The organism is Ornithinimicrobium tianjinense, from assembly GCF_014636495.1.
GTDB classification, from domain to species: Bacteria; Actinomycetota; Actinomycetes; order Actinomycetales; family Dermatophilaceae; genus Ornithinicoccus; species Ornithinicoccus tianjinensis.
Map to the genome: position 1 here is coordinate 63,218 of NZ_BMEM01000006.1, position 22,582 is coordinate 85,799.

The 22,582-nt window shown below is 72.3% G+C and carries 26 protein-coding genes; 13 read left to right on the plus strand and 13 right to left on the minus strand.

The window, feature by feature from the left end:
* The first annotated feature begins 38 nt into the window (after window positions 1–38).
* Both fdxA and IEV65_RS14670 read left to right on the plus strand, forming a co-directional pair.
* The gene (fdxA, locus tag IEV65_RS14665) at window positions 39–365 is read left to right on the plus strand and encodes a ferredoxin (RefSeq protein WP_188432057.1); all 327 of its coding nucleotides are present in this window, start codon (window positions 39–41) and stop codon (window positions 363–365) included.
* Between the two features lie 42 nt (window positions 366–407).
* Entirely contained in the window at window positions 408–1,697 is a 1,290-nt protein-coding gene (locus IEV65_RS14670) for a citrate synthase (RefSeq protein ID WP_188432059.1), read from the plus strand.
* 77 nt (window positions 1,698–1,774) lie between these two features.
* Here the strand turns inward: IEV65_RS14670 and IEV65_RS14675 are convergent, their stop codons facing one another.
* Window positions 1,775–2,644: a hypothetical protein gene (locus IEV65_RS14675; protein WP_188432061.1), complete on the minus strand. Its 870-nt coding sequence runs from the start codon at window positions 2,642–2,644 to the stop codon at window positions 1,775–1,777.
* 112 nt (window positions 2,645–2,756) lie between these two features.
* Between IEV65_RS14675 and IEV65_RS14680 the strand changes: the two genes are divergently transcribed.
* The 4 genes from IEV65_RS14680 to IEV65_RS14695 are packed head-to-tail and all read left to right on the plus strand — an operon-like array spanning window position 2,757 to window position 5,675.
* The gene (locus IEV65_RS14680; RefSeq protein ID WP_188432144.1) at window positions 2,757–3,467 is read left to right on the plus strand and encodes an LOG family protein; all 711 of its coding nucleotides are present in this window, start codon (window positions 2,757–2,759) and stop codon (window positions 3,465–3,467) included.
* A 17-nt stretch (window positions 3,468–3,484) separates the two neighbouring features.
* Window positions 3,485–3,820, plus strand: coding sequence for a DivIVA domain-containing protein (locus tag IEV65_RS14685; RefSeq protein ID WP_229735321.1), 336 nt, complete (start codon window positions 3,485–3,487; stop codon window positions 3,818–3,820).
* A complete protein-coding gene (locus IEV65_RS14690) occupies window positions 3,817–4,458 on the plus strand; it encodes a DNA-3-methyladenine glycosylase I (protein WP_188432063.1) in 642 nt (213 codons plus the stop codon). The genes IEV65_RS14685 and IEV65_RS14690 overlap by 4 nt, the downstream gene beginning before the upstream one ends.
* Window positions 4,455–5,675 (plus strand): hypothetical protein, encoded by a 1,221-nt coding sequence (locus tag IEV65_RS14695; RefSeq protein WP_188432064.1) that lies wholly within the window; start codon window positions 4,455–4,457, stop codon window positions 5,673–5,675. Before IEV65_RS14690 ends, IEV65_RS14695 begins: the two co-directional genes overlap by 4 nt.
* Before the next feature lie 25 nt (window positions 5,676–5,700).
* On the opposite strand, the gene IEV65_RS14700 is transcribed toward IEV65_RS14695, so the two are convergent.
* Window positions 5,701–6,510: an enoyl-CoA hydratase/isomerase family protein gene (locus IEV65_RS14700; RefSeq protein WP_188432066.1), complete on the minus strand. Its 810-nt coding sequence runs from the start codon at window positions 6,508–6,510 to the stop codon at window positions 5,701–5,703.
* A 9-nt stretch (window positions 6,511–6,519) separates the two neighbouring features.
* Window positions 6,520–7,317 (minus strand): PaaX family transcriptional regulator, encoded by a 798-nt coding sequence (locus tag IEV65_RS14705; RefSeq protein WP_188432068.1) that lies wholly within the window; start codon window positions 7,315–7,317, stop codon window positions 6,520–6,522.
* 138 nt (window positions 7,318–7,455) lie between these two features.
* Between IEV65_RS14705 and IEV65_RS14710 the strand changes: the two genes are divergently transcribed.
* Window positions 7,456–7,623, plus strand: coding sequence for a DUF3117 domain-containing protein (locus IEV65_RS14710; protein ID WP_188432070.1), 168 nt, complete (start codon window positions 7,456–7,458; stop codon window positions 7,621–7,623).
* 63 nt (window positions 7,624–7,686) lie between these two features.
* On the opposite strand, the gene IEV65_RS14715 is transcribed toward IEV65_RS14710, so the two are convergent.
* The gene (locus IEV65_RS14715; RefSeq protein ID WP_188432072.1) at window positions 7,687–8,319 is read right to left on the minus strand and encodes an O-methyltransferase; all 633 of its coding nucleotides are present in this window, start codon (window positions 8,317–8,319) and stop codon (window positions 7,687–7,689) included.
* 66 nt (window positions 8,320–8,385) lie between these two features.
* Between IEV65_RS14715 and sigE the strand changes: the two genes are divergently transcribed.
* From sigE to IEV65_RS14730, 3 genes are read left to right on the plus strand one after another with little or no spacing between them, the layout of a single operon-like run.
* A complete protein-coding gene (gene sigE, locus IEV65_RS14720) occupies window positions 8,386–9,000 on the plus strand; it encodes an RNA polymerase sigma factor SigE (RefSeq protein ID WP_188432074.1) in 615 nt (204 codons plus the stop codon).
* A 50-nt stretch (window positions 9,001–9,050) separates the two neighbouring features.
* Window positions 9,051–10,217 carry a S1C family serine protease gene (locus IEV65_RS14725; RefSeq protein ID WP_229735323.1) on the plus strand — a complete coding sequence of 389 codons (1,167 nt, stop codon included), beginning with the start codon at window positions 9,051–9,053 and terminating at the stop codon, window positions 10,215–10,217.
* Between the two features lie 52 nt (window positions 10,218–10,269).
* Entirely contained in the window at window positions 10,270–10,683 is a 414-nt protein-coding gene (locus IEV65_RS14730) for a twin-arginine translocase TatA/TatE family subunit (protein WP_188432076.1), read from the plus strand.
* 22 nt (window positions 10,684–10,705) lie between these two features.
* On the opposite strand, the gene IEV65_RS14735 is transcribed toward IEV65_RS14730, so the two are convergent.
* From IEV65_RS14735 to IEV65_RS14745, 3 genes are read right to left on the minus strand one after another with little or no spacing between them, the layout of a single operon-like run.
* Window positions 10,706–11,854 carry an Mrp/NBP35 family ATP-binding protein gene (locus IEV65_RS14735; protein ID WP_188432077.1) on the minus strand — a complete coding sequence of 383 codons (1,149 nt, stop codon included), beginning with the start codon at window positions 11,852–11,854 and terminating at the stop codon, window positions 10,706–10,708.
* A 31-nt stretch (window positions 11,855–11,885) separates the two neighbouring features.
* Window positions 11,886–12,458, minus strand: a complete 573-nt coding sequence (locus IEV65_RS14740) for a DUF1003 domain-containing protein (RefSeq protein ID WP_188432079.1) — start codon at window positions 12,456–12,458, stop codon at window positions 11,886–11,888.
* Window positions 12,451–13,746 (minus strand): magnesium transporter MgtE N-terminal domain-containing protein, encoded by a 1,296-nt coding sequence (locus IEV65_RS14745; protein ID WP_229735325.1) that lies wholly within the window; start codon window positions 13,744–13,746, stop codon window positions 12,451–12,453. The genes IEV65_RS14740 and IEV65_RS14745 overlap by 8 nt, the downstream gene beginning before the upstream one ends.
* 341 nt (window positions 13,747–14,087) lie before the next feature.
* Here IEV65_RS14745 and IEV65_RS14750 point away from each other — a divergent pair, with 341 nt between their 5' ends.
* Entirely contained in the window at window positions 14,088–14,597 is a 510-nt protein-coding gene (locus IEV65_RS14750) for a YflT domain-containing protein (RefSeq protein WP_308642585.1), read from the plus strand.
* Here the strand turns inward: IEV65_RS14750 and IEV65_RS14755 are convergent, their stop codons facing one another.
* Window positions 14,598–16,124 carry an aminopeptidase P family protein gene (locus IEV65_RS14755; RefSeq protein ID WP_188432148.1) on the minus strand — a complete coding sequence of 509 codons (1,527 nt, stop codon included), beginning with the start codon at window positions 16,122–16,124 and terminating at the stop codon, window positions 14,598–14,600.
* A 69-nt stretch (window positions 16,125–16,193) separates the two neighbouring features.
* Between IEV65_RS14755 and IEV65_RS14760 the strand changes: the two genes are divergently transcribed.
* Window positions 16,194–17,708, plus strand: a complete 1,515-nt coding sequence (locus IEV65_RS14760; RefSeq protein ID WP_188432084.1) for a threonine/serine exporter family protein — start codon at window positions 16,194–16,196, stop codon at window positions 17,706–17,708.
* Window positions 17,709–17,723: 15 nt separating this feature from the next.
* On the opposite strand, the gene IEV65_RS14765 is transcribed toward IEV65_RS14760, so the two are convergent.
* Window positions 17,724–18,389 carry a hypothetical protein gene (locus IEV65_RS14765; RefSeq protein WP_188432086.1) on the minus strand — a complete coding sequence of 222 codons (666 nt, stop codon included), beginning with the start codon at window positions 18,387–18,389 and terminating at the stop codon, window positions 17,724–17,726.
* Window positions 18,390–18,486: 97 nt separating this feature from the next.
* Here IEV65_RS14765 and IEV65_RS14770 point away from each other — a divergent pair, with 97 nt between their 5' ends.
* Window positions 18,487–19,380, plus strand: coding sequence for a PHP domain-containing protein (locus IEV65_RS14770; RefSeq protein ID WP_188432088.1), 894 nt, complete (start codon window positions 18,487–18,489; stop codon window positions 19,378–19,380).
* A 10-nt stretch (window positions 19,381–19,390) separates the two neighbouring features.
* Here IEV65_RS14770 and IEV65_RS14775 read toward each other — a convergent pair whose 3' ends face one another.
* The 4 genes from IEV65_RS14775 to IEV65_RS14790 form a co-directional block, all read right to left on the minus strand.
* The gene (locus tag IEV65_RS14775) at window positions 19,391–20,896 is read right to left on the minus strand and encodes a DEAD/DEAH box helicase (RefSeq protein WP_188432090.1); all 1,506 of its coding nucleotides are present in this window, start codon (window positions 20,894–20,896) and stop codon (window positions 19,391–19,393) included.
* Between the two features lie 255 nt (window positions 20,897–21,151).
* Window positions 21,152–21,430 carry a GlsB/YeaQ/YmgE family stress response membrane protein gene (locus IEV65_RS14780; protein WP_188432092.1) on the minus strand — a complete coding sequence of 93 codons (279 nt, stop codon included), beginning with the start codon at window positions 21,428–21,430 and terminating at the stop codon, window positions 21,152–21,154.
* 148 nt (window positions 21,431–21,578) lie between these two features.
* Window positions 21,579–21,806, minus strand: a complete 228-nt coding sequence (locus IEV65_RS14785) for a DUF3107 domain-containing protein (RefSeq protein ID WP_188432094.1) — start codon at window positions 21,804–21,806, stop codon at window positions 21,579–21,581.
* Between the two features lie 40 nt (window positions 21,807–21,846).
* Window positions 21,847–22,524: a TetR/AcrR family transcriptional regulator gene (locus IEV65_RS14790; RefSeq protein WP_188432096.1), complete on the minus strand. Its 678-nt coding sequence runs from the start codon at window positions 22,522–22,524 to the stop codon at window positions 21,847–21,849.
* Window positions 22,525–22,582: the final 58 nt, after the last annotated feature.

Below are 22,582 nucleotides of genomic sequence, written 5' to 3' on the forward strand. Positions count from 1 at the left end.
TGGGAGAAGTCGTCCCCGAGACGGCATACTCTGTCCCCATGACGTATGTGATCGCTCAGCCGTGCGTGGACCTCAAGGACAAGGCCTGCATCGAGGAGTGTCCTGTCGACTGCATCTACGAGGGAGAGCGCTCGCTCTACATCCACCCGGACGAGTGTGTCGACTGCGGCGCCTGCGAGCCGGTGTGCCCGGTAGAGGCGATCTACTACGAGGACGACGTCCCGGAGGAGTGGGCGGACTACTACAAGGCCAACGTCGAGTTCTTCGACGACCTGGGCAGCCCCGGCGGGGCAGCCAAGATGGGCCTGATCCCCAAGGACCACCCGCTCATCGCCGCACTGCCCCCGCAGTCGCACGACGAGTGAGCCTGCCCGCTCGACCGGCCAACCCCCGTACGGAGGACATGCATGACTGACACGACGATCGATCAGGCCGTGACGCTGCGGCACGGCGAGCACGAGCTTCCGCTGAAGGTCGTGCCCGCGGTCGAGGGCAACAACGGCCTCGACATCAGCGCCCTGATGAAGACCACTGGTGACACCACGCTCGACGTGGGCTTCGTCAACACGGCCTCGTGCCAGTCGGCGATCACCTACATCGACGGTGAGGCAGGCATCCTGCGCTACCGCGGCTACCCGATCGAGCAGCTCGCGGAGCAGTCATCCTTCCTGGAGACCTCCTACCTGCTCATCTACGGCCAGCTGCCGACCGCCGAGGAGCTCGCGGCCTTCGACCAGCGGCTGCGGCGGCACACCCTGCTCGTCGAGGACATGAAGAACTTCTTCGACGGCTTCCCGCGCGACGCGCACCCGATGTCGGTGCTGTCCTCCGCGGTGTCGGCCCTGGGCACCTTCTACCAGGACAGCCACGACCCGCACGACCCTGAGGCCGTCGAGATCTCCACGATCCGGCTCATGGCCAAGCTGCCGACCATCGCGTCCTACGCCTTCCGCAAGAGCCAGGGCCAGTCGCTGCTCTACCCGAGCAACGACTACAACCTGGTCGAGAACTTCCTCTGGATGACCTTCGGTCAGCCGACGGAGCAGTACGAGCTCGACGCGGACCTGGCCAAGGCGCTGGACCTGCTGTTCATCCTGCACGCCGACCACGAGCAGAACTGCTCGACCTCGACCGTGCGGCTCGTGGGTTCCTCCGAGGCCAACCTCTTCGCCTCCATCTCCGCCGGCATCCACGCCCTCTCCGGCCCGCTGCACGGCGGCGCCAACAGCGCCGTGCTGTCGATGCTCACCAAGATCAAGAACGAGGGCGGGGACGTCGCCGACTTCGTCCGTCGGGTGAAGAACAAGGAGGACGGCGTCAAGCTGATGGGCTTCGGCCACCGGGTCTACAAGAACTACGACCCGCGCGCCGCCATCGTCAAGAAGACGGCCCACGAGCTGCTGGCCAAGGCCGGCGACAACCCGCTGCTCGACCTGGCCATGCAGCTGGAGCAGACCGCCCTCGAGGACGACTACTTCGTCGAGCGCAAGCTCTACCCGAACGTCGACTTCTACACCGGTCTGATCTACGAGTCGATGGGCTTCCCGAGCAACATGTTCACCGTGCTGTTCGCGATCGGCCGCCTCCCCGGTTGGATCGCCCAGTACCGCGAGATGATCACGGACCCGGCCACCAAGATCGGGCGTCCGCGCCAGGTCTACGTCGGCTCGCCGGCCCGGGACTACCCGCAGCGCTGACGACTCGACGCTCCCGACGGGCTCCTGCCGCGCACTGCGGCGGGAGCCCGTCATCGTCCCCGGGGGAGGCTGCCGGGTCAGCGCGTGAAGATGACGACCGTGGTCGCCGGCACCTCGCCCGTACCGCCGCTGCCGGCGTCGGCCCAGGAGAGCGGGTCACGGGCGGAGCGCTGCCAGGTGCGTCCCCCGACGGTGACCGCGGTGAGGTCCTCGGCCTCGGCGTGGCTCACGGCCCAGGTGCCGGCCACCCAGGCCAGTGACTCCGAGCCGAGGTCCAGGGTGACGGTGCCGGCGGCGGCGTCGACGGTGCCGTCGACGCCGAGCTGCGCGGCGAGCTTGTCGGCCACCTGCTGGGGCGAGCCGTCGCCGCCCGGGTCCTTGAGGCGGCAGCCCATCTGCGTGCCGGTGCCCTCCTGCCCGGTCAGCACCGAGGCCAGCACCCTGCCTTCCCACTCGTGGTCGGCATACGCCTCGGGGTAGGCGCTGCGCTGCACCTCCTGCGCGACCTCGGTGATCACCCCCGTCTCCCAGCCCTCGACGCGCACCAGGGCGTCGTAGAAGGCGTTGGTGGCGTACACGGGGTCCGTGACCTGCTCGACGGTGCCCCATCCCTGGCTGGGGCGCTGCTGGAACAGCCCCTGGCTGTCCGCGTCACCGTAGGTGAGGTTGCGCAGCTTGCTCTCCTGGATCGCCGTGCTCAGCGCGATCGTCGCGGCCCGCGGCGCCAGCCCGCGCTGCACCGAGATCGCCGCGATGGTGGCGGCGTTGGCGGCCTGCTCAGGACTCAGGGTCTCCTCCCGGTCCGCGGCGGCGAAGACGCACTCCACCGGGGCCAGGCTCTGGCCGACCCAGCGGGCGCCGACGACGGCGGCGGCCGCGGTCGCCCCGACGAGAGCCAGCACCGCGATCGCCCGTCCGGTGGCGCGCGCTGGCGCTGTACGTGGCACCCGCCCATGGTAGGCGGGCAGGCGGGGTGATCCGGGCACCGCGTAGTGTCGCCACGTGGCTTCGACACGACGTGAGCACCAGAAGGGTCCGGTGACCCTGCGGGGGTCCAGGATGCCCGTCAGCACGACCGACCAGCGGCTGCTCGAGGGACGGGAGCCCGGCGGCTGGGTGCACTCGGACCCCTGGCGGGTGATGCGGATCCAGGCCGAGTTCGTCGAGGGCTTCGGCGGCCTCGCCGAGCTCGGACCGGCGGTCTCGGTCTTCGGCTCCGCGCGCACGCGGGCCGGCCACCCGACCTACGAGCTGGCTGAGAGCGTCGGTGCCGCGCTCGTCGAGGCGGGCTTCGCGGTGATCACCGGCGGCGGTCCGGGCGCCATGGAGGGGGCCAACAAGGGCGCCGCCGAGGCGGGCGGCACCTCGGTCGGGCTCGGCATCGAGCTGCCGATGGAGAGCGGCCTCAACGAGTTCGCCAACCTCGGGATCAACTTCCGCTACTTCTTCGTGCGCAAGACGATGTTCGTCAAGTATGCGGAGGGGTTCGTCGTCCTGCCCGGGGGCGTGGGCACGCTGGACGAGCTCTTCGAGGCGCTGACCCTCATCCAGACGGGCAAGATCACCAACTTCCCGATCGTCCTGATGGGCACGAGGTTCTGGGCACCGCTGCTGGACTGGCTGCGCGACACCCTCATGGTGGAGGGGATGCTCTCGCCGCAGGACCTCGACCTGCTGCGGGTCACCGACGACGTGGCGGAGGCCGTGGGGTGGATCGTGACGGCCCAGGCGGAGCGTCGCCGCGTTGCGGGGTTCTCACCAGGCTCCTGACGTGTCAGTATCTGGACGTGATCATCGTCGGGCTCGTCGTGGCAGTCCTCGTCCTGGGTGGCCTGGCCGCCTGGGGCGTGAGCCGCGCCGACGTACCCGGTGTCGCCGCGCCCGTCTCGACCCAGAGCGCCAGCCCGCTCGCGCCGGGTCCGCTCACCACGGAGGACGTGCGGGGACTGCGTTTCGACCAGGCCGTCCGGGGCTACCGGATGGAGCAGGTCGACGCGGCGCTCTCCCGGCTGGCCCAGGAGCTGGTCGAGCGTGACGCCGAGATCACCCGGCTGCGGGGGGACGATCCTGCGGACGGAGCCCACGACGACGCTGCGCCGCAGCCTGGAGGATCCAGTCGATGACCATCATTCCCCCGCACCCCGACCTCGCGGTCGGTCCCGACGGCGTCGTGCGCTGCGGCTGGCCGGGGCTCACCCATGCCGACTACCGCGACTACCACGACAGGGAGTGGGGCAAGCCCGTCCACGGTGAGACGGCGCTGCTCGAGCGGCTGTGCCTGGAGGGCTGCCAGAGCGGGCTGTCGTGGCTGACCATTCTCCGCAAGCGGCCGGCCTTCCGGACCGCCTTCGCCGACTTCGACGCCGACACCGTCGCCGCGTTCGGCGAGTTGGACGTCGACCGGCTGATGGGCGACGAGTCCATCGTGCGCAACCGTCGCAAGATCGAGGCGACGATCACCAACGCGAGGGCCACCGTCGCGTTGCGCGAGGCGGGAGGTCTGGAGGAGATGCTCTGGACGCACGCCCCCGAGCCGTCGCCGCGTCCGCGGACCTTCGCCGACGTGCCGCCGCAGACGCCGGAGTCTGAGCTGCTCGCCAAGCGGCTGCGCAAGGCGGGCTTCGTGCAGCTGGGCCCGACGACGATCTATGCCGCGATGCAGGCCTGCGGACTCGTCGACGACCACCTGGTGGGCTGCTTCCGCGCCGGTGCCTCGCGGTCCGGGTCCCGGCTGACCGGCGGGCTGCGCGCGACCTCATGACGCGCGTCGCGCTTCCCGTGCGGCGGCTGCTGGACGGTCGCTTCGTGCTGTCCGTCGTCGGCGTGTGGACGCTGTGCCGCCTGATCTCCACGATCATCCTGTGGCAGCTGGCCCACCACTGGCAGGACCCGTCGATCTACGACGGCTCGGGCGTCCCGCGCTACTTCCAGTTCGCCACGCTCTGGGACGGCGCCTGGTACGAGCGGATCGCCACCGAGGGCTATCCCGACGAGCTGCCGGTCCGCGACGGCCAGGTCCGCCAGAACGCCTGGGCGTTCTACCCGATCTTCCCCCTCCTCGCCCGCGCGCTCTCGGCCGTGACCGGTGAGCCGTTCGCCGTCACCGGCACCGTGGTCGCCCTCGTCCTGGGGTATGCCGCCGCCGTCGTCGTCGCGGGGCTGCTGCGTGAGCAGGTCGGTGGCGCCGCGGCTCTCGCCGCGGTGGCGTTGCTGGGCACCTACCCCAGCGCGCCCACCTTCCAGGTGGCCTACACCGAGTCGCTGGCGCTGCTGCTGCTCGCCCTGGCGCTGTGGCTGCTCGCGCGCCGCGCCTGGGGCCCGGCCGCGGTGGTCGCGCTCCTGACCGGGCTCGCGCGTCCGATCGCCCTGCCCCTGGGCCTCGTCGCCCTCGTCGCGGTCGTGGTCCGCTGGCGCGAGCGGCATCACCACCCGATCAGCAGGGGGGAGTACGCCGGGATGGCCGCCGCGCTCGTCGGCTGCGGTCTCGCCGGTCTGATCTGGCCCACCGTCGCGTGGCGCGCGACCGGGGTGCGCGACGCCTACACGGTCACGATGTCGGCCTGGCGGGGCGGGGAAAAGGTGACGCCCTTCCTGCCCACCCTGGAGCGCGTGCAGTGGCTCTGGGGCGACCTCACCGGTCTGCTGGTCCTGGCCCTCGGCCTGGCTCTGCTGCTGCTCGCCGTCCTGGGGCCCTGGGCCCGAGGTCTCGGCGTCGAGCTGCGCACCTGGTGCCTGGGCTACGTGCTCTACCTCTTCGCCGCGCTCGACCCGTGGACGAGCCTCTACCGCTACCTGATGCTCCTCTTCCCGCTGTTCGTGCTCCTCGTGGGCGGCGGGTGGCCACGCTCCGAGCGCTGGCAGCCGACCTGGCTGCTCGTCGTGCGGACGGTGGCGATCGCGGCGGTCTTCGTGGGCTGGCAGGTGTGGTGGTCCTGGGAGCTCTTCCGGTTCGTCCCGCCGAGCGACGACCCGCCCTGACGGTTCATCGCTCGGCTGTCGGCCCTCACCGGCCGGTGAAGGTCGGTGGCTCCTTGGCGAGGAAGGCGTCGACGGCGGCGCGGTGGTCGGCGCTGGTGCCCGTGCGCGACATCATCTGGTCCTCGAAGTCCAGCGAGTCGGTCAGGCTGTGCCCGGCGGAGAAGGCTACGGCCCGGCGGACCGCGCCGTAGGCCAGGGTCGGTCCCGCGGCGAGGCCCCGCGCGACCTCCTCCACGCGAGCCGACAGCTGCTCGTCCGCGACGACCTCCGTCGCGAGCCCGAGCTGGAGGGCCTCCTCGGCCTTGACGGTGCGGGGGAAGAACAGCAGCTCCTTGGCCTTGGCCGGTCCGATCAGCCGGGGCAGCGACCAGGACGAGCCGGAGTCGCAGGAGAGCCCGATGCCCGTGAAGGCGAGGTTGAAGCCTGCCGAGGCGGCGACATACCGGAGGTCCGCAGCGAAGGCGAAGGCGGCCCCGGCACCGGCCGCGACCCCGTTGACGGCGGCGACGACGGGCTTGTCCATCGTCGCGATCAGCTCGACCACCGGGTTGTAGTGCTGCGAGACCGTGGTCCACAGCTGGTCGGCCCGCTCGGCCAGCAGGCCGACGTGCTCCTTGAGGTCCTGGCCCACGGAGAAGGCCCGGCCGGTCCCGGTGAGGACCACGCAGCGCACCTCCGGGTCGCTCGCGACATCCTGGAGGGCAGAGAGCAGCGACTCCTTGGTGGCGACGTCGAGGGAGTTCATCGCGTCGGGGCGGTTGAGGGTCACGGTGGCGACGCCCGCCTCCCGGGTCACCAGCACGGGTTCGGACGAGGACTCTGCCAGTTCGCTCATGGCGACAATCTACGCGGCGGAGTCGCCTGCCCTGAGCGTCCGCGCGACGTGGAGCTCGGCCGCGGGTCGCAGGGCGCCGGCCACCTCCAGGAAGCGCGCCCGAGCCTCGACCCCGACCCATCCGTCGGGCAGCACCTCGGCCGGCAGGTCGGGATCGCTGAACAGGAACTTGCGCCACGCGTGGACCACCCGCGCGCGCTCCGGGTAGGCGTCGGCCGAGGTCAGCGCGCGGACCTGGCTGGGTCCCGGAAGGGCGGCCAGGAAGTCCCGGTAGGCGCTCGCCAGGGCCTCGAGGTCCCAGACGCGCGCCGCCAGCGCTGCGGGTGAGGCGGCCCCGACGTCGAGCGGTCCACGCACGGCGGTCCAGCGCGCACCGTGACGGGCCAGCACGCCCGAGAGCTCCTCGCTGGCTCGGGGACTCACCCAGGCGCCGGGTGCGAGCCGGCCGTAGCCGAGGTAGCCCATCGAGGCGGACACCTGGTCGCGCCTGCGGCGCTCACCGCCGTGCTCGACGATCACGACGTGCCAGGTGCCGTCCCAGCCCCGGGGCCCGGTGGCGTAGATGCGGGCGTGCGCGCCGACCAGGCGCTCCTGGGCGAGCGGTGTCGCGGCATACCCCCGGACCCCGGCGCGCGCCTCGGCGACCAGCCACCCCTCACGGACCAGTCGGGACACGGCCGTGCGGGCCGCCGCCGGCTGCACGTCGCAGTCTCGCGCCAGGGCGACGACACCCGCGACGGGGGCCCACCAGCCGTGCTGCCGCAGGTGGTCGCCGTAGAGGTCGACGACGGCGGAGCGGGCGTGCATCCGGCCAGTATGGCAAGGGTCGCGCGCCGGACCGATTAGGCGGCGCGTCGGCGGGGATGGGATACTGGCCGCAGATTTCGATCCCGCGCGCACCCGCGCACGGCAGCGGCCACACCGCGGACAAGGGAAGGGCAACTCATGGCAGCAATGAAGCCTCGCACCGGAGACGGGCCTCTCGAGGTCACCAAGGAAGGGCGTGGCATCGTGCTGCGCATGCCGCTCGAGGGTGGCGGACGACTTGTCGTCGAGATGAACGCCGAGGAAGCCACCGCGCTCGGCGAGGCCATCAAGGAGTGCGTCGGCTGACCCAGCACCGCAGATGTCGCGAAGCCCCCGGACCGTCACGGTCCGGGGGCTTCGTCGTCGGTGTCAGCGCTTGACGGCGACGAGGAGACCGTCGCCGACCGGCAGCAGCGCCGGCAGGAGGCGGTCGTCGTCGCGCAGGCTCTTGCCGAGGTCGCGCAGCAGCGTGGTCACCTCGTCGCGGGAGGCCGGGTCGGCCACCTTGTCGTGCCACAGCATGTTGTCCAGGACGAGGACGCCCCCGGTGCGCAGCAGGCGGATCGCCTCCTCCACGTAGACCGGGTAGCTCTCCTTGTCGGCGTCGACGAGGACCAGGTCGTAGGCGCCGTCGGTCAGCCGCCCGAGGACCTGCGCAGCGTCACCGCTGATCACGCGCGTCCGCTGGGTGGGGATCCCGGCCTCGGCGAAGGCCTCCTTCGCGGCGCGCTGGTGCTCGGGGTCGCTGTCGATGGAGGTGAGGATCCCGTCACGCGGCATACCCTGCAGCAGCCAGAGACCCGAGCTGCCCGCGCCGGTGCCGATCTCGACGACGTGCCGGGCGGCGACCGCGGAGGCGAGCAGACGGAGGGTGGCGCCGGCGGAGGTCGACACGGGCGGGGCGCCGAGCTCCTCACCACGACGCTGCGCGCGCTCGATGACCGGATGGGGGGTGATGAAGTCCTCGACGTAGGCGATCGAGGACACCTTCGCAGCTGCCATGGCCCCCACGATAGCCGTCGGGCGCCGTCCAGCCTCCTCTCAGCCAGCCCTGGGACGCTGGTGCGCATGAGCTCGCCCGCGACGGTCCAGCCGCCGACCGAGACCCCCCAGGACTGGGCGCCGCCCACCTGGGAGGAGATCGTGCGCGAGCACTCGGCGCGGGTCTACCGGCTGGCCTACCGTCTGACCGGCGACCCCCACGACGCCGAGGACCTGACCCAGGACGTGTTCGTCCGCGTCTTCCGGTCCCTCGACTCCTACCGCCCCGGCACCTTCGAGGGCTGGTTGCACCGGATCACCACCAACCTCTTCCTCGACCGTGTCCGACGCAGGCAGCGCATCCGCTTCGACGCGCTGACCGAGGAGCTGTCCGCGCGGCTGCCGATGCGGGCGAGCGGCACCGACCCGGAGCAGGTGTTCGAGATGACGCACCTGGACGACGAGATCACCGCCGCCCTCATGGCGCTCCCCCCGCAGTTCCGCGCCGCGGTCGTCCTGGCGGACATCGAGGGTTACTCCTACGAGGAGGTCGCCGCGACCCTCGGCGTGAAGATGGGCACGGTGCGCTCGCGCATCCACCGCGGCCGGGCGCTGCTGCGGCAGTCGCTGGAGCACCGGCGGCCGGTGCCGCGCTCGGGCGTCAGGGCGGGTCTGCCGCGGCCTGCGACCAGCTTCGGCTGAGCGTCACCCGTCGTCGTCCGGCACCGGCGGGTGTTGAGACAATCAGGGCCATGACCGATCCCGCGAGCGCTCCGGCGCCCCTGCCGTCGATGCGCAGCCCGCGTCGCCGCAGCAGCGTCCCCGTCGTGCTGGCCTCCCTCGTCGCAGGCGTCGTGGGAGGCCTCGGCGGTGGGGTCCTCGCGAACTCTCTCGACGCGCAGGAGCGGGTGGTCGCGACGGAGACCTCCCGCGCGGACGCCTCACCGTCCTCCGCAGCCGCGCCGGTCGCTCCGGTGCCCGCCGACGGGACGATCGCGGGTCTGTCGAGGGCTGTGCTGCCCAGCGTGGCGCTCATCTCGGTCGGGCCCGGTGGGCGCGACGGCCAGGGATCGGGGTTCGTCATCCGCGAGGACGGTTACCTCCTCACCAACCACCACGTCGTCGCCGCGAGCACGACCGGGGGAGGGATCACCGTCGAGCTGCCCGGGCAGGACCCGCTGCCGGCCGAGATCGTCGGCTCTGACCCGGCCTACGACATCGCCGTCCTCAAGGTGGACCGGACCGGGCTGGCCGCGCTGCCCTTCGCCGACTCCGACGCCGTGGAGGTCGGTCAGGCGGTCGTCGCGGTCGGTGCGCCCCTCGGGCTGGACAGCACGGTGACGAGCGGGATCGTCTCCGCGCTGGACCGGCCGGTCGTCGCGGGTGAGGACGACGAGCTGAGCTACATCAACGCCGTCCAGACCGACGCGGCGATCAACCCCGGCAACTCGGGCGGTCCGTTGCTCGACCTCGCCGGGCGCGTGGTCGGCGTGAACTCCGCCATCGCCCAGATGCCGACCGGGTCCTTCGGAGGACCGCAGGGCAGCATCGGGCTGGGGTTCGCCATTCCCGCCGAGCAGGCCGAGCGCACCGCCACCCAGATCATCGAGACCGGCAGCAGCGAGCACCCGGTGATGGGCGTGCACATCGACCTGCAGTACACCGGTGAGGGCGCACGGGTCCTGTCCGAGGGGCGCGACGGGGTCGAGCCGGTGATCCCCGGAGGTCCGGCAGCCGAGGCCGGGGTGCGGCCCGGCGACGTCGTGGTGAGCGTCGACGGCAGGCGGGTCACCGACGCCCAGCACCTGCTCGTGCTCCTGCGCTCGCACGCCGTGGGGGAGACCGTCGAGCTGGTCCTGCGCGGCGAGGACGGCCGGGAGCGGACCGTGGACATCACGCTGGCGGGCTCCAGCGACTAGGTAAGGTAGGGCGGTCGGCACCCGAGCCGGCGTCAGGTCCCTGAGGAGGGTCGTGCTCAACATCGGTGGCGGCGAGGTCGTGCTCCTCGTCCTCCTGGCTCTCCTGGTCCTGGGACCCTCCCGGCTGCCCACGTATGCCGCGCTCCTGGCCCAGAACGTCCGGCGCCTCCGCGATCTCGCCGAGGGTGCGAAGTCGCAGATCAGGACCGAGATGGGCCCGGCTTTCGACGACGTCGACTGGCGCCAGCTCGACCCTCGTCAGTACGACCCGCGCCGCATCGTGCGCGAGGCGCTCGCCACCCCGTCGGACACCCCTCGGGCAGGTTCGTCCGGGGGTCCGACGGTCCAGCACGCCACGGCGGGATCCACGGCGGTCGGTCCGGGCTCGGCTGCCCGGCCGTCCGCGGCGACGGTCCCTGCCTTCGACCCGGCGCGACCCACGCCGTTCGACCTCGAGGCGACCTGAGCCGCAGCCGCGGCAGGTCGTGTCAGCGGGACAGCGTGGGGGTGATGGCCAGCTTGCGCCCGGCCAGGCCGCGTCCCCGACGGGCGAGCTGGCGGGCGATCCCGCGCAGCGCGGTCGCGGCGGGGGAGTCCGGCGATCCGACGACGACGGGCCGGCCCTGGTCGCCACCCTCGCGCAGGGTGACGTCGAGCGGGACCTGGCCCAGCAGCGGCACGTCGGCGCCGATGGACCGCGACAGCGAGTCCGCGACCGCCTGACCGCCTCCGGAGCCGAAGATCTCCTGGCGTGAGCCGTCCGGCAGCTCCAGCCAGGACATGTTCTCGATGACACCGACGAGGCGCTGGTGCGTCTGGAGCGCGATGGCGCCCGCACGCTCGGCCACCTCGGCGGCGGCCTGCTGCGGAGTGGTGACCACGATCAGCTCGCTGCTCGGCAGCAGCTGGGCGACCGTGATGGCGATGTCGCCGGTGCCCGGGGGCAGGTCGAGGAGGAGGACGTCGAGGTCGCCCCAGTAGACGTCGGCCAGGAACTGCTGCATCGCGCGGTGCAGCATGGGGCCGCGCCAGACGACCGGCTGGTTGCCCGGGACGAACATGCCGATCGAGATGACCTTGACGGGCACGCCGCCCGGCTCGGCCACCGGCGGGAGGATCATGTCGTCGACCTGGGTGGGGGGCTGCGTGACGCCGAGCATGCGGGGGACCGAGAAGCCGTAGATGTCGGCGTCGACGACCCCGACCCGCAGTCCCTCCTGCGCGAGGGCTGCGGCGAGGTTGACGGTGACCGAGGACTTGCCGACGCCGCCCTTGCCGGAGGCGACGGCATACACGGTGGTGAGGGAGTCGGGACGCGCGAAGGGGATCTCCTTCTCCGGTGCGCCGCCGCGCAGCTGCTGGCGCAGGCCCGAGCGCTGCTCGTCGCTCATGACGCCCAGCTGCACGTCCACCCCGGTGACGCCCTCCACGGCACCCACGGCGCGCGTCACGTCGCGGGTGATCGTGTCCTTCATCGGACAGCCGGGCACCGTGAGGAGCACCGTCACCCGCACGTGGCCGGTGTCGCTGACGTCGACGGCCTCCACCATGCCGAGCTCGGTGATCGGCTTGCGGATCTCGGGGTCGTTGACCGTCGCGAGGGCGGCCTGGAGCGTCGCGGTGCTGGGGGCGGGCATGCCTCCCATGGTAGGTGGCTCTCCCGGCGGGTCAGGACGGGGTCGGGCCGTCGTCCTCGCGGGCCGGTGAGGTGGCGGGGTCGGTGCGACGACCTCGCTCCTCGGCACGCTCCTCGAGCTCCTCGAGCAGGGAGCGCAGCTCGGAGCGGACGAAGTCGCGGGTGGCGACCTCCCGCATGGCCAGCCGCAGCGCCGCCACCTCGCGGGTGAGGAACTCGGTGTCGGCGAGGTTGCGCTCGTTGCGGGCCCGGTCCTGCTCCATCTGGACCTTGTCACGGTCGTCCTGGCGGTTCTGTGCGAGCAGGATCAGCGGTGCGGCGTAGGAGGCCTGCAGGCTGAGCATGAGCGTGAGGAAGATGAAGGCGTAGGGGTCGAAGCGGAGGCCTGCGGGAGCCACGGTGTTCCACGTGAGCCAGACGACGACGAAGACCGTCATCCAGACGAGGAAGCGGGCCGTGCCCATGAAGCGGGCGAACCGCTCGGCGAAGGCCCCGAAGCTCTCGGGGTCCATGGCGGTCTGGGGCAGCCACCTGCGCGCCTTGGCCAGCGGCTGGTCCAAACGGGAGGGGGACGGGCGGCCGGCCGGGCGGGTCCGCTCAGACATCGGGCACCTCCTCCAGGCTGTCGTCGTCGTCCTCGCGCCAGTCCTCGGGCAGGATGTGGTCCAGCACGTCGTCGACCGTGACCGCGCCGAGCAGGCGTCCCTCCTGGTCCGTCACCGGAAGGGCCACGAGGTTGTACATCGCCAGGGCCCGCGTGACCTCACCGAGCGAGGCCTCCGGGAGCACTGGGTCGATGTCGGCGTCGAGGATCGACCCGACGGGCTGGTGCGGCGGCTCGCGCAGCAGCCTCTGGATGTGGACGCTGCCCAGCAGCCGACCGGTCGGGGTCTCGTGGGGCGGGCGGGTGACGTAGACCAGGGACGCGGTGGCCGGGTGCAGCTCCTCCCTGCGGACGAGGGCCAGCGCCTCGGCGATCGTCGCCTCGGGCCCGAGGATCACCGGCTCGGTCGTCATCAGTCCGCCGGCGGTGTTCTCGTCGTAGGTGAGCAGGCGGCGGATGTCCGCAGCCTCCTCCGGCTCCATGAGCTGGAGGAGCTCCTCCTGGGTCGCGGCCGGCAGGTCGGCGAGCAGGTCGGTCGCGTCGTCGGGCTGCATGACCTCGAGGATGTCCGCGGCGCGGTCGGTCGGGAGGTGGGTCAGGATCTCCAGCCGGTCGTCGTCCGGCAGCTCCTCGAGGACGTCGGCCAGCGTCTCGTCGTCGAGGGCGTCGGCGACCTCCGCCCGGCGCTTGGGCGTCAGGTCGTGCATGGCGTCGGCGAGGTCCTGGGGCTTGAGGTCCTCGTAGGCCTCCAGCAGCGCGGTCGCGGCCTGGGCGGGGCCGGACTCGCGCAGACCGTGCACGGCTCCGGCGTCGACCAGGACCGTCTCGCCGCGGCGGCGCCGTAGGCGCAGACCCCGGGGGGAGGAGTCGGAGGCTCCCTTGCGGACGAAGATCTTGGTCAGCCGCCAGTCGCCGACGCGGTCGCGGTCCATGGCGATGTCCTCGATGACGGCCGGCACCTGACGGCCGTCCTCCTCCACGCTCACCTGACGGTCGAAGAGCTCGCCGACCACGAGGGTCTCGCCGGGCCGCTGCTGGAACCGGCGCATGTTCACCAGCCCCGTCGTGATGACCTGGCCGGCGTCGATGGAGGTCACGCGCGTGATCGGGACGAAGACCCGCCGCCGTCCCGGGACCTCCACGACCAGGCCGATCGCCCGTGGTCCGAGGGACGCGGCGCGGCCCGTGAGGGTCACCACGACGTCGCGCACCCGACCCACCTCGTCACCCAGCGGGTCGAACACGCTCATGCCGTTGAGGCGGGCGACGAACACGCGGGGAGAGCTCACCCCGGAAGGATAGCGGCACCGTCGGTGACAGGGGTCACTGATTGAGCTGGAATACCTGGCCTCACCTGCGCGTATATCATGTATGAGGGCCTGGGGAGGGCTCTCGTCCATCACCGTCTCCCCGACGTCCCCGAAAGGAACACCGAGCTCCACCATGGGTTTCCCCATCGCGTACCACCCCTCCGCCCACCGCGCCTTCCGTCACACCCTGGCCCAGGACGTCGCCCGCCGTCCGGTCCGTCCGCGGCGCCGCCTCTTCCGCCGCTGACCCGCGCCGCGCCTCCGGGCGTCGGGGCGGCCACCGGTCGCCCCCGCCCGTCGCGGGCGGCACAATGGCTGGCGTGACCACCCCACCCAGCAGATCTGCCGGCATCGGCCCCGGCCCGGTGCTCGCCCTCGCCTACCCGATGAGCCTGGGCGTCTTCGACGACTACGAGGGCGCGCAGCAGGCGGTGGACTACCTGTCCGACCACGAGTTCCCTGTCGAGAACTGCATGATCGTCGGGACCGACCTCAAGCAGATCGAGCGGGTCACCGGCCGTCTGACGACCGGCCGCGTCGCCCTCGGGGGCCTGCTGTCCGGGATCTGGCTCGGCCTGTTCGTCGGCCTCATCTTCTCCCTCTTCGCCCAGCCCGCCGACGCGATCGTCATGATCCTCGGCGTGGTCTTCTTCGGCGCCCTCTTCGGTCTGGTCTGGGCGCTCCTGGGCTACGCCCTGACCCGCGGGCGTCGCGACTTCGTGTCGGTCAGCCAGGTCGTCGCCACCCGCTACGAGGTGCTCACCGAGCACAAGCTCGCCGAGCAGGCCCGCGACCTGCTGGCGGCCCGTACGGACCGCCAGCAGGACTGATCAGCGGGTGCCGCCGGCGCGGACCCAGGCCTCGACCTCGTCGGCGGTGCGCGGGAGCATCGCCGAGAGGTTGCGGCAGCCGTCGGCGGTGATCACCACGTCGTCCTCGATGCGCACCCCGATGCCCCGCAGCTCCTCCGGCACCAGCAGGTCGTCGGACTTGAAGTAGAGCCCGGGCTCCACCGTCAGCACCATGCCCTCGCGCAGCTCGCCCTCGAGGTAGTCCTCGCGCAGCGCCAGCGCGCAGTCGTGCACGTCGATGCCCAGGTGGTGGCTGGTCCCGTGCACCATCCAGCGGCGGTGGTACTGGCCCGTGTCGGCGTCGAGGGTCTGCTCCAGGGTGACGCCCTCGGGCAGCAGCCCCCACTCCAGCAGGTGCTCGGCGATCACCGTGATGGCCGCCGCGTGGATGTCCTTGAAGGTGTTGCCCGGCCGGGCGGCCGCGAGGCCCGCCTCCTGCGCGGCCAGCACCGCTTCATACACCTTGCGCTGGGCGCGGGAGAAGGTCCCGCCGACGGGCACCGTGCGGGTCACGTCCGCGGTGTAGAGCGCGTCCGTCTCCACCCCGGCGTCGAGGAGGAGCAGTTCGCCCTCACGGACCTCGCCCGTGTTGCGGTTCCAGTGGAGCGTCGTGGCGTGCTCGCCCGCGGCGCAGATCGAGTCGTAGCCGACCCCGTTGCCCGCGTGTCGCGCGTGCAGTCCGAAGACGCCCTCCACCCAGCGCTCGCCCCGCCCGCGCCGCACCGCCTCGGGCAGCTGGGCCACCACGGCGTCGAAGGCGATCGCGGTGGCCTCGACGGCCTCCTCCATCTGACGCACCTCCCAGTCGTCCTTGACCAGCCGCTGCGTGGACAGCGCCCGGGCCAGCGCCAGGTCCGCCTCCTGCGCGGCCGCGACCGTCGCCTCGTCGGTGGTGAGGCCAGCCTGCTGACGCACGGTGTCGACGAGCGCGGCGACCTCGCGGTCGGCGTCACGGACGACGCGCACGCTCACGGCACCCGGTCCGGCGTCCTTGGCGAGGGCGTCCGGCAACTCGTGCAGGTGCCGGGTGGTCACGCCCAGCTCGGCGGCGGTCGACGCGAGGGTGGGGCGCGCACCCACCCAGAACTCACCGACCCGGGAGTCGGCGAAGAACTCCTCGGTGTCCCGGTCGGCCAGGGGCAGGAAGTAGAGGACCGCCTCGTGCCCGGCCGCAGCTCCGGCGCCGTCGGTCCGGGGCTCCAGGACCAGCACGGCGTCGGGGTCGCGGTCCGCCCCGAGCCCGGTCAGGTGGGCGAAGGCGCTGTGGGGCCGGAAGACGTAGTCCGTGTCGTTGCTGCGGATCTTCAGGCCACCGGCCGGCACCACGAGACGCTCGCCCGGGAAGAGCGCGGACAGGCGCTCCCGGCGCGCGGCGGCATACCGGGCCGCCTCGGTCAGGGAGGGGACGGTGCTGTCCCGGGGGGCCCACCCGCCACCCATGAAGGCGCGGAACGCCTCGTTGGAGGGACGCTCCCGGTGCTCGGCCTTGTGCTGCTTCTCGCTCACGTTCACCGGTTCATCCTAGGTACAGGAAGCGTCCGGCCCACGGTCAGCCGTGACCCCTACGCTGGACGGGTGAGCGAGCAGCCAGGTGTCCCGACCGACCAGGGCGAGGTGACCGGACCGCACCGCCTCGCCGAGACCGAGCTGGCCCCGGCACCGAGCGTGGCCCGGCTCTGGCGAGCCCGCGCCGCCCACGTCGTCCGGGGGATCGCCCCACCCACCATCGCCCTGGGCACCCGGCTCGGCGGCGACGCCGAGGTGAGCCAGCGGCAGGCGCGCGCGGTCATCGACCTCGCGCTGCGGGTCGGCGAGGCCATGCTCTCCACCGGCGCCTCGGCGTCGGAGTGCGTCGCCACGGTCCTGCGGCTCGTCGACGCCTACGGCGTCCGTTCGGCGCACGTCGACGTGACCTTCACCTCGATCACCGTGTCGATCCACCGCGGCCTGCACGAGGACCCGCTGTCGATCATGCGGGTCGTCTCGGGGCGGTCGTTGGACTACACGCGGCTCGAGGCGGTGCAACGGCTCGTCGACGACGTCGTGGGCACCTCCGACACGGGGTCCCCGCCCCTCGACGTCGACGAGGCCCGGGTCACCCTGCAGCGGGTGCTCGGGGCGCCTCACCCTTACCGGCCCTGGGTGGCGACGGGCGGCTCGGCACTGATGGGCGTGGGGGTGGTCATGCTGTTCGGGGCCGGCCCGTTGATGTGGTTCGTGGCCGCCCTCTCCGCCACGCTCGTGGACCGGGTCCAGCGGCTGCTCTACCGGGCCGGCGTCGCGGCCTTCTTCGCGCAGGCCGTGAGCGCCGCCGTGCCGGCCCTCATCGCCTTCCTCATCTTCTGGGGCGCTGAGCACGGCGTGTCGCTGCTGGGGGTGCGCTACCCGTCGCTGGTCGTCGTGTCCGGCATCGTGGTGCTGCTGGCGGGGCTCGGCCTGCTCGGCGCGGTGCAGGATGCCATCGACGGCTACTACGTCACGGCCGGGGCGCGCGGGCTGGAGGTGGTGTTCATGACGCTCGGCATCGCCGTGGGGGTCGGCACGGTCATGGCGCTGGCCCGCGCCCTCGAGCTGTCCATGGAGGTGGACGACACTCTGCTCCTGGGGGGAAACCCGCTCGTCGACGGCATCGGCGCGCTCCTCATCGCCTTCGGCTTCTGCCTGGCCACCTACGCGGGGTGGCGCACCACGGCCCTGGCGATGATCATCGCGGCGCTGGGCTGGCTCGTCTTCACCGCGGGCGTCGGTCTGGGCCTGGGCGGGGCCGCGTCCACCGCGCTGGCGGCCTTCCTCGTGGGCGCTCTGGCGTATGCCGTGCACGAGCGGCTGCGGGTGCCCGAGCTCGCCGTCGCGACCGCCAGCATCGTCGCGCTGCTTCCCGGACTGGCCCTCTACCGGGCGATCAGCCTCATCCTGTCGGACAACCCGGCTGTCGTCGGCAACGCGGTCATCGAGTTCGTCAGCGCCGCGGCGACCGGCCTCGCGCTGGCCGGCGGGCTGTCGATGGGCGGGTTCTTCGCCCGCCGACGCTTCGGCATCGACCTCGCCACCCAGCGCGCGCTGCGCCGGTCGCGCGGCCGGAGCCGCTGAGGGGCGGACCCGAGATCAGTCGGTCCAGGTCCAGGAGTCGAGCACGTCGTCCAGCAGCGGTGCCGAGGTCCTGGCCTCGGACCCGACGGTCGAGAGGGTGACGACATACAGGGTCTTGTCGTGGCTGATCCACCGCTGCGTCTGGTGCAGGGTGCGACCCTCGACCTTCCGCACGATGGTGTAGCCGGGAGAGGTGTTGCCGTCCACCTTCGCGGGCTCGAGCATCTCGAACTCGCCGTCCTCGCCCGCCAGCTCCTTGGCGGAGCGCTCCACCGCCGAGGTGAGGTTGCTGACGTACTCCTCCTTGGTGACGAGGATGTTGGTGTAGAAGCCGTCCACCGGCTCCGGAGCGCGACCGGCGACCTGGACGGTCTTGTCGTCCACCAGGTCGGAGGCGTCGGCCCACCCCGCCGGAAGCGTCACCTCGAAGCCCTTGTCGACGGCGCGGACGGTGACGCTCTCGAGCGGGGCTGCGGACGTGGTCGCCGCGTCGTCGGTCGTCGGCCGGGACGTGCTCGGGGCGGCCTCGGTGGAGGTGGCCGCGTCCTCGGACGTGGCGGCCGAGGTGCTGGGGGAGACGTCCTCGGTCGGCTCCTCCTGGGCGCAGCCGGCCAGCACGCTCGCGGCGAGCAGGGCGACGACGCCCGCGCGGGCGAGCGGTCGGCGGGACGTGAACGACATACATCTCCTCGGGTCGGGCCCGCCGGCAGGTCCGACGGCCTTGCTCTCAAGTATGCCTGCTCCGCTCGGGGGAGCAGGGGGCTCTAGGGTGGCGAGGATGAGCGCCGTGCCCCCGCAGGCTGTGGTCGACCTGCACACCCACTCCTTGCGCAGCGACGGCCGGGAGACCCCCGCGGAGGTCGTCGCCGCTGCCGCGGCCGCCGGCGTGGACGTCATCGCGCTGACCGACCACGACGTCTACAGCGGCTGGGCGGAGGCCGACGTGGCCGGCACCCGTCTTGGGGTGACGGTGGTCCCGGGAGTCGAGGTCTCCTGCCGCTGGAGGGGGATCTCGGTGCACCTCCTTGGATACCTGCCCGACCCGACCCACCGGGGCCTGCTGGCCGAGCTGGAGGAGAGCCGGGCCAGCCGCGACACGCGGCTGCGCCGGATGGTCGACCTGCTGGCGGCGGAGGGGTATCCGATCAGCTACGAGGAGGTCCTCCAGGAGGCAGGTCCGGACGCCACGCTCGGGCGTCCGCACGTGGCCGACGTGCTCGTGCGCAACGGGGTCCTGGCCGACCGGTCGGCCGCCTTCGAGACGCTCCTGGTGCCCGGGAGCCCCTTCTACGTGTCGCACTACGCGCCCGACCCGGTGCGTGCGACCGAGCTCGTCGTGGCCGCCGGAGGGGTCCCGGTGATGGCACACCCCTTCGCGAGCACCCGCGGTCGCGTCGTCGAGGAGAGCCTGATCGAGGAGATGGCGCAGGCCGGGCTGGCGGGGCTGGAGGTCGACCACCGGGACCACGGACCGGCCGAGCACGCCCGGGCGGAGCGGACCGCGACCCGGCTGGGCCTGCTGCGCACGGGATCCAGCGACTACCACGGGTCGGGCAAACCGAACCGCCTGGCCGAGAACACCACCCGGCCCGAGGTGCTCGAGCAGATCCTCGAGCGGGGCAGCGGCACCCCGCTCCTGGGGGCGCCGCTGGGCGCTCGCCGACGCGCCTGAGGGGCGCGGGTCAGTCGGTCGTCGACGCCTTCGGCGTCCGCGTGGTGCGCCGACGCCGACGACGTGGCGCCTGCTCGGAGGTGCCTCCGGCCGCCCCGGCCGTGCCCTCGGCGCGCTCGCCCTGGCCACCTTCGCGAGCCGCCCGCCGCTCGCCGTCCTGACGGGGGCCGCGGCCGCCGGAGCGACCACCCCGGCCACCGTCGCGACCCCCGGCGCGGCTCCCGCGCCCCGGCTCGCGACCGCCCAGGTCCTCGACCTGCTCGGCCGACAGCCCCGCGTGGGTGCGCGCGGAGCGGGGGAGGGTGCCACGGGTGCCCTCGGGGATGTTGAGCTGCTCGAAGAGGTGGGGGCTGGAGGAGTAGGTCTCCTCCGGCTCGGGGTAGCCCAGGTCCAGGGCCTTGTTGATCAGGCCCCAGCGCGGCATGTCGTCCCAGTCCACGAAGGTCACGGCCACGCCGGTCGCGCCCGCGCGGCCGGTGCGGCCGATGCGGTGCAGGTAGGTCTTCTCGTCCTCGGGGCACTGGTAGTTGATGACGTGGGTGACGTCCTGGACGTCGATGCCCCGGGCCGCGACGTCGGTCGCGACGAGCACGTCCACCTTGTCGTTGCGGAAGGCGCGCAGCGCCTGCTCGCGAGCGCCCTGCCCCAGGTCGCCGTGGATGGCCGCGGAGGCGAAGCCGCGCTCCGTGAGCTCGTCCGCGACCTTGGCTGCCGTCCGCTTGGTGCGGGTGAAGATGATGGTGCGCCCGCGGCCCTCGGCCTGCAGGATCCGGGCGACCATCTCGACCTTGTCCAGCGCGTGCGCGCGGTAGACGAACTGCTCGACGGCCGCGACGGTGTGGCCCTCGCCGTCCTCGCTCATCGCCCGGATGTGCGTGGGCTGGCTCATGTACTGCCGCGCCAGCGACACCACGGCGCCGGGCATGGTGGCGCTGAACAGCATGGTGTGCCGCCCCGCCGGGGTCAGGGCGAGGAGCTTCTCGACGTCGGGCAGGAAGCCCAGGTCGAGCATCTCGTCGGCCTCGTCCAGCACGACGGTGCGGGCGTGCGCCAGGGTGAGGTGGTTCTTGCCGGCGAGGTCGAGGAGGCGGCCGGGGGTCCCGACGACGACCTCGACGCCCTTCTGCAGGGCCTCGATCTGGGGCTCGTAGGCCCGACCGCCGTAGACCGTCAGGACGCGGATGCCGCGTCGTGCGCCGGCCTTCTCCAGGTCACCGGCGACCTGGACCGCCAGCTCACGGGTCGGTGCGACGACGAGGGCCTGGGGCGCACCCGGACGCTCGAGCGCGGCATACCCCTCGTCACCGGGAGCCACGACGTTGTGCAGGACGGGCAGGCCGAAGCCGAGCGTCTTGCCCGTGCCGGTCTTGGCCTGACCGATGATGTCGTGCCGGCTCATCGCGACGGGCAGCGTCATGGCTTGGATCGGGAAGGGGTGGGTGATGCCGTTGTCGGCCAGGGCCGCGACGACGTCGGGGTGGATGCCGAAGTCGGCGAAGGTACGGGTCTCCTGCACGGGTGCACTCACGATCGGGTCGAAGGTTCCGCGCGCAGAGGTATGCCGCGCACGGGCTCTCGCGGGCCGATCGGGAAGTCTTCGTGGGGGTCGGGCGACGCGCCCGACCAGCAGCAGCCGCAGGTGCGCGGCCGACCGGTCACCGGTGAACGTCCTCAGGCTACCCGAGCGGGACCGCGACCACCTACTGCAGACACGACGACGGCGCGCCCTCCATGAGGAGGACGCGCCGTCGGCGAGTGGCGCGGGTGCGGGTCAGCGACCCACGGCGCGGTCGTTGCGGCCGGCGATCGCGCCATAGGCCAGGACCACGATGATGGCACCGACGATGCCCAGGATCAGGCCCCAGAAGTTCAGCAGCCCACCCTCGTAGTTGAAGACCAGGGAGCCCAGCCAGGAGCCGAGGAGCGAGCCCACGGCGCCGAGCAGCACGGTCATGCCGACCGACAGGTTCTGGCGGCCGGGCAGGATCAGGCGCGCGAGCGGGCCGACGATGCAGCCGGCGACGAGCGCAGCGATGATGGTCTGAATCATGAGATGACCTTTCGACTATCTGTCCAACGCGGGTCTCACCCGGCTGGTGCGCCCCCGAAGGAGGCACGACGATTCAACGACGACGACGCTAGTGCCATTCCGGAGGACGTGCCAACCGAAGTGGCCGCTGACCTGCCCTGACGTGACGTCAGCGGGTGCCGAACCCGACGCGGCCCTTCTCCTGCGCCCCGACCTCGACATACCCGAGGGCGGTGGTCGGCACGATGACGGTGCGCCCCTTCTCGTCCTCGAGCTCGATGACGGGCGCGCCGGTGCGGACGGCCTCGGTGACGGTGTCGCGGACCTCCTGCGGCGTGCGTGCAGACTCGAAGACGACCTCGCGCGCGACGTCGCGGATGCCGATGCGGACCTCCACGGTTCCTCCTTGGGATGGTGGTGATGGTGTCCCGACGAGGTTATCCCGCGTGGAACACCGTCCCCGACCCCGCCGCCTCCTCGCCATCGGCGGCGGTCGACTGCGGCACGTGCCCGATCCCGCGCCACACGAGCGCCATGAGCAGTTCCATCGCGCGCTCCCGCGGCAACGGGGAGCCGGACTCGACCCAGTGCTGCGCCACCGCCTGGACCTGGCTGGTGATGGCCACGGCGAGCAGCTGCGACTCGTCCCCGCCGAGGTCGGTCTCGTCCTGGATGACCTGACCGATCGCCTCGGCGCACCCGCGGCGCGCCTCGTCGATGATGGCCGCCACGGCAGGCTCTCGGCCCATGTCGCTGGCGAACACCAGGGGGTAGCCCGAGGCCGGGCGGTCCACGAACTCGAAGAACGCCGCCATGGTCGCGGCGATGCGGGCGTCGTTGTCCGGGGTGGACTCCAGGGCCGCGCGCACGGTCTCGACGATGTCGTCGCGGACCCTCTCGGCGAGGGCGACGTAGAGCTCCAGCTTGCTGTCGAAGTGCTGGTAGAGGACGGGCTTGGACACCCCGGCCCGCTCGGCGATGTCGTCCATCGCCGTCGCGTGGTAGCCATGCTCGGAGAACGTCTCCAGTGCCGCGCGCAGCAGCATCGCGCGGCGCTCGTCCCGCGGCAGTCGGACCCGGGACGGCTGGTCAGCTGTCTGGTCGGCCGGTGTCACACGGTGTCCTCTCCTCGGTTCTGGTGAGATCTTAGGGCCGGGGCGCCCTGTCGGTGGT